Below are 6604 nucleotides of genomic sequence, written 5' to 3'. Positions count from 1 at the left end.
TGTTTCTCCCGCACATATTGGTGCTACCGCATTAAACGTAGGCGTCACATTAGGTGTAACCGTAACAGTCATCGTAGTTGTCAAAGCGCACTGACCAGGGTTTGGCGTAAATGTATACGTAGCCGTAGTTGTGTTATCAAAAACAGGAGCCCATGTTCCTGTAATACCGTCAGTTGAAGTTGTCGGCAGTATATTGGTTGCTGTTGTTAAAGCACAAACCGGTGCAACCTGAGTAAACTGAGGCACTCTGTTTCCATTATCCAAATAAACAATATCTACAGAACTTGAACAATATAATGTTGTCCAATTATATCTATAAGTACCCGATACACTAAATCCGCTAATAGTAGTAGTATTATCGTATGGATCTGCAATAACTGTAGTCGCTGGATTGTTTGGATCAGCAGACCAAGTTCCCACTCCGGCACCCACAACGGTTGTAAAATTACTGCTACTCGTACAATCTAAACTTAAAGGCGTCGCCGAAACAATACTGTTATCTGCTGTAAATTTAATGTTATCCAAGAAATTTCCTTGCGATGGATCATAACCAGCCGGCGCAGGATTAGGAGTAACCGCCTCGAAAATAAATCGGGTAACCGTCTGACCTGCAGGAACCGTATAGGTACGTGGAACATCATTATACGTCCAACGCGACGTATCTGAAGTTCTCCTGTCAATCTCCACATATGGGCCCCCAGGAGGACCTGCCATAACTTTAACCACGTCAGGAGGCATGTTAGATCGTCTCGCCCTGTGCGCATATTGATAACTGAACACGGTAGTTACCGGCGTTTCAAAATCCTGATATACCCCGGAAGCCACATAAGCGTTTAATTCGATAAACTGACGGCCGGAATATGCCGGAACGGTCTGAGTACCATCATAAGCCCAAAATTCCATATGGTTATCCGTACCAATTACTCTCCATCCCAATACCATGTGGTCGTATAGATCAGCAAATCTTGGATTATTAGGGATACCAGGGCTAGGAACGATTGGATATTCAAAATCCCAGTTAACCGTATTGATCAAACAGCTTGTACTGACTCCACTTGTAGGAGCTACAGGTATTTTAACGCAAACGTTAAATTTCACATTGGTATTCGTAGTAACCGCATTGATAGATGCTCTTACTAGATATGTACTACCAATTTGTAAATTGGATGCCGTTATCGAGTTGTTATAACTACATTTCAGTTGATTCAGAGTACCACAGTTTCCTGAATAAAGGGCCATCATAATCGGTAGATTCATGTCTGGACCAAAATCTATAAAATCAATAGTATGCGAGGAATTAGTCGCCGTGAACTTGAACCAGATATCACCTGAATTTGCAGCTCCACATGTTGTACCTCCTACTGATGAAACAGTCGATCCATTTAATGCTCCGGCTGTTACTAGAGTACATTGATCATTATTGTTAACCGGAACATTATAAGCATCTGCACACTCATCATTCCCGATAAACGTTGTAAACTCTTTCTGTCCAGACCATGGACTAAAGTCGGTTCCAGCTGTACAAACCGCTCTTACATAAAATTCATAAGCTGTAAATGTTTGTAAACCTGTAATTGTATAAGGCGGCGGAGTGGTTACCGGTGTGCCTGCAGTAGCTGCGGTAGGTGCCGCAGTCCCCTTAGGCTGTACAATAATTTCCCAAGCCGTTTCAGTACATCCAGGTGTCCATGTTACGTTCGCACTGTTTATTGTCGGAGTCCCAACAACAGCTAAGTTGTAAGGCTTAGGACAAGTAGGAAGTTCTACTTTAAAGTTATCAACTGCTGCCGGTGGAATCGTACCAGCCGATGCATTATTTCTCCATTCAAAAATCACACGCATATTACGTCCTGCAAAAGCCGTTGCGTTATACGTAAAGTTTACAGTTGTGAAACTTCCTCCTAAACTTAACTGGTTCGATATTTGTGTTCCTCCACTTGCAGCTGCCGTGATTCCAGTCCCTGCCACTGGAAGATATGTTGAAGGCACTACCCAAACATTTAAGTAATCCTGAGCCGCTTGTCCCACAGAACGCCAATCGAACGAAATTTTAACTTCCTGAGCACAAGTTGCCGGTACAGCAATATCTCTATAAGCATGAACGATTGATGAAGATGTATTGGTATATGTGTTGGTAACACCATTATCACTACTGATGTACATTGCACGCGTACCACCGTTATTAGCTGCAGTTCCTTCAAACCATTTGTTAGTCTGAGCTCCATTCACCGTTGCCCAGCCTGAAGTTCCCTCAAAACCTTCTATATAAGGTATTGTTGCAGCAACCTGGGAAGTAATAAATGTTTTTGGCCCAGTCCAGGTACTTACATCAGTAACTGGGGTACAAACCGCTCTAACGTAGTATTCATAACTAGTATTGGCGCTCAATCCTGTAATTGTAAACGGATTTGTTGCAGCCGGAATTATAGTACTTGATGCCGTTGGCTGACCGGAACCTGCCGGTTGAACAACAATTTCCCATTGTGTCTCAGCAGCCCCTGCTGTCCATTGTACCGTTGCTGTTGAATCGGTCACACTCACTACTGTCGGAACCTTAGGAGCCGGACAAGTGATTACAGTAACATTAACATTATCTATAGCTGCAGGTGGATTTGCTCCTGCGAAAGAGTCGTTTCTCCATTCAAAAACAAGTCTGAATGCCTGACCTGCATAAGCACCAACGTTAAAAACTAAATTTCTGCGCGCCCATGCGCCTCCAAGACTAATGTTCCCACTAAGATTGATCCTGTCTATTGCTGTAGTTATTTGTGTTCCCGGTGTAGGAACAAATGTCGTAGGCACAGCCCATACTCTGAAGTAGTCAGCAGCTTCTCCTTGTGATCTCCAATCGAAAGCCACATTAACCTGGTTAGTCCCAGCCGGAATTTGAATATCTTTATATGCCTGAACTATAGAAAGGACGTTATTAGTATATGCATTGGAAGCCCCGTTATCGTTAGTGATGTACAATGATTTTGAACCACCGTAATAAACCGCAGATCCCACTGTCCATTTGTTTGTCTGAGTTCCGTTCACGATATTCCATGCATATGTTCCCTCAAAATCTTCTGCATAAGGCATTGTTACAGGATATTGAGTCGTAGAAAATGCTAGTGGCCCTGCCCAAGTACTTACATCGGTACCAGGTGTACAAACCGCTCTAACATAATATTCATAATTGATAGCCGGATTTAAACCCGTCGTAACAGTAAATGGATTGGTTCCTGCAGGAATAATAGTACTTGATCCTGTTGGCTGACCGGTACCAGCCGGTTGAACAACAATTTCCCATTGTGTTTCGGTCCCTATGGAAGTCCATTGTAACGTAGCAGATGATTGTGTTACAGCCGATGCTGTCAGAGCAGTAGGAGCCGGACATGTAATAACTGTCACATCAATATTATCTACGGCAGCTGGCGGATTTGCTCCTCCTGCCGCATTGTTTACCCATTCAAAAACAATTCTTACGGTCTGTCCTGCCAATGTAGCTGTATTTACAACTATATTTCGTCGATTCCATGTTGCGTTATTATTAATGCTTCCGCTAAGATTGATTCTGCCGACTGCTGTTGTGATTGCAGTTCCCGCTGTCGGAACATAATTATTAGGCACAAGCCATACTCTGAAGTAATCAACAGTAGATTCCCCTTGTGCACGCCAGTCAAAGGCAACATTCACCTGGTTAGCTCCCGCAGGGATTTGAATATCCCTGTACGCCTGAACTATGGAAGTCGATGTAAGGGTATATGCATTAGATGCACCATTATCATTGGAGATATACATTGAGCGTGTACCTCCATAATTTACAGCAGTTCCTACAAACCATTTATTGGCTTGAGTTCCGTTAGTTATATCCCATTCAGAGGTACCTTCAAAAGTCTCTGAGTATGGTAATGTTGCTGGAAGCTGAGGCGTTCTGAAAGTAACCGGCCCGATCCAAACACTTGATCCGCTAGCACCACAATTTGCCAATACATATACATCATATGTAGTAGAACCATTTAATGAAGTATAATCGTAAGGTGGAGCTGTGTTTACCGTTACCCCTTGTGTTGGAAGTGTTGGTATTGGTGAGCCTGTAGGCTGAACCAAAACCTGCCATGATGTTTCTGTACCACCCGGAGTCCACGAAATTGTCGCAGAAGTTGGCGCGATATTAGAAACTGCTAAAGCCATTGGCTCTGGACACGCAGGAATATCTTCAACGATTACCTGATCGATATAAATTCTCGAACCGTTTGCACCCGGTGCCACATACCAACCGATGTTAACGTTTCCGCTTACACCAGTCATGTTAACAGTTTTCTCGATATAAGTCGTATTATTATAAGATCCTGACGGCACAAGCACTGTTGTCATATCTGCAGGTGATGTTCCGTTTAAAGAATATCTCACCTCGAAAGTACACGGAGACCCAGCCGTTTCAACACGGTATTTGTATTTTAAACGCTGGTTACCAGTAAGCATGATCTGCGGTGAAATCAACCAGTCATTGTTAGACACTGAACTTGAAAATATACTCGCCGTTTCATTTCCTTCAGCCGGGTTAGTGGCATAATTCATGTTCCATGAATTCGCATCACCGTCTAAATTCAATACAGTCCAACACGATTGTGTTGTAGAAGCACTGTTAAATCCTTCCGTGAAAGGAACAGGATATGCAGCACACAAGGTTCTGAAAACAAAAGGCCCTGACCATACGCTGTATGTTCCGCCTCCACAATCTACTCTCACGTAGAATTCGTAGCTCGTATTTGCTGCTAAACCAGTAACCGGAGCCGAAGTTGTTGTTGCAGGAGTTCCTGCTCCTGTAGGAAATGAACCTCCTTGAGGTTGGAACACATATTCCCAGGCAGTAGCCCCTCCCGGGTTACCCCAAGTTAGCGTTGCCCCTGATTGTGAAATTCCCGATGCACCTAAATTATTTGGCGGCGGACATCCTACCTGCTGAATGGTTAAAGTATAAGGAATTGTTCCGCTTAATGACGAAATTACTATATAATAAGTAGTTCCTGCTGTAACAGCAAGAAACGGAATATTTCTAGGTGTCGCTGCTGTATTGGCAACACCAGCCAAACATATTGAACCTACGTTGGCACAGCTTCCATAAACAAAAAGACCTGAATTAGTTCCTGTAGGTGTCATAGTGATATCCACCACCCCTGTAAAAGAAGGTGTGAAAGCATAAAACACATCGTTACCGTTTAAATAGTTTCCTGCAATACCACAAGAAGCTCCCGGACTTCCTGTTACAGTATTACCAAATAAATTGGTATTGCTTGTTTCCGTGAACGGAAGTGCAGTTATCGCAATAGGCGCTGCACAAGTTTGACCGTATGGAATTGTCTTAAAAGCAAACGGGCCAATCCAGTTGCTGGTAGCCCCTGTGCTACAAACTGATCTCACATAGTACTTATAATTCGTTGCAGGAGCTAAGCCTGATAAAACATACGGATTTGTAGCCCCAGTTATATCCGGCACCCCAGTTGGAGTATCGGCACTAAGCATCCATTCAATATCCCACGATGTAGCCGGCCCCGTATTTGTCCAGCCTAATTGTGCTGAAGTTGGGGTAATTTGCGTAGCAGTTAATGCTGAAGGATCTGTACATTGCTGAATAACATTTACATCATCAATTGCCCAGCGGTCTCCCCAATACGGGTTTGGAGACGAATCTCCTGTTTGAGTATGCACTTTTACAAAGGCAATGTAAACGTTTTGTCCTGCATAAGCAGTTAAAGACTGCACAATTTCACCATAAACATTGTATGCAGTTGAACCACCTGCCTGCATAGCTGTTTCCAACTCTGGCTCCGTCCATTGCTTGAATGTGGTAAAACTTGCCCGGTCGGTTTGCGAAGTTGTTGAAATTCGCAATTGGAAAAGCGTACCATAATCGGCGGGCGCTGTCATTTTCGCCCAAAAACGGAGCTGTGAGTTAGTCGGCACAGTAAACTGAGGTGTGACTAACCAATCCTCAGAGGTGTTATTAAGACCTAAGTCTTCCCTATCAGCCAAAGCGTGCTGTGCACCACTATGCGGAGGGCCGAAAGCGGTTGATCCCGTCCAGCTTTTGACGGTACCAGTTCCGTTATCCATAACGTGCCATGCCGCGGGAATTCCCGTATTAAAACTTTCCGGAAACTGTGCATATCCCAGGAAAGACATTAACGACATGAAAATTACAAGAGTAATTTTTTTCATAATTAATATTAATATTTGATTTTGAAAAATAGTTTATGTCCCAAATATATATTATTATTTCCCAAACGCTTAAGCCACAACACCTTTATGAGGCTGTTTTCACAAAAATTAAAAATTTGTTTATTTTTTAACATTGCAGGTCATTTCCAACAAATACTACAATTGTTAATTCTTATTTATGATTATTTAAGAAAATATTGCAAAAATCAATACATTACCCAAACACCAAATCTAAGACTTCAACCAATTCAAAACGCAAGGCATCTTTAATAGCAAATTGCAGGACGTTTGGTTTTTCATCAGATAACTGCTCCTTGCAGTCCATCATAAAAATCTTGCACTTACAGAACCCTGTTTAAACAAAAAAAGCGCCCCTTGAGGGCGCTTTTTCAATCATTTT

General features: G+C 42.8%; 1 protein-coding gene. It reads right to left on the bottom strand.

From position 1 onward, the window contains the following. Nucleotides 1-6204, bottom strand: a 6204-nt coding sequence (locus tag FEDK69T_RS13185; RefSeq protein WP_035656426.1) for a choice-of-anchor J domain-containing protein, incomplete at its 3' end; no start/stop codon positions are given. Between the last annotated feature and the right edge of the window lie 400 nt (nucleotides 6205-6604).

The sequence above is a fragment of the Flavobacterium enshiense DK69 genome (assembly GCF_000498495.1).
In the GTDB taxonomy this organism is placed as follows: Bacteria; Bacteroidota; Bacteroidia; order Flavobacteriales; family Flavobacteriaceae; genus Flavobacterium; species Flavobacterium enshiense.
The sequence above is the reverse complement of the archived record's forward strand: the minus strand, read 5'-3'. Positions and strand labels throughout refer to the sequence as shown.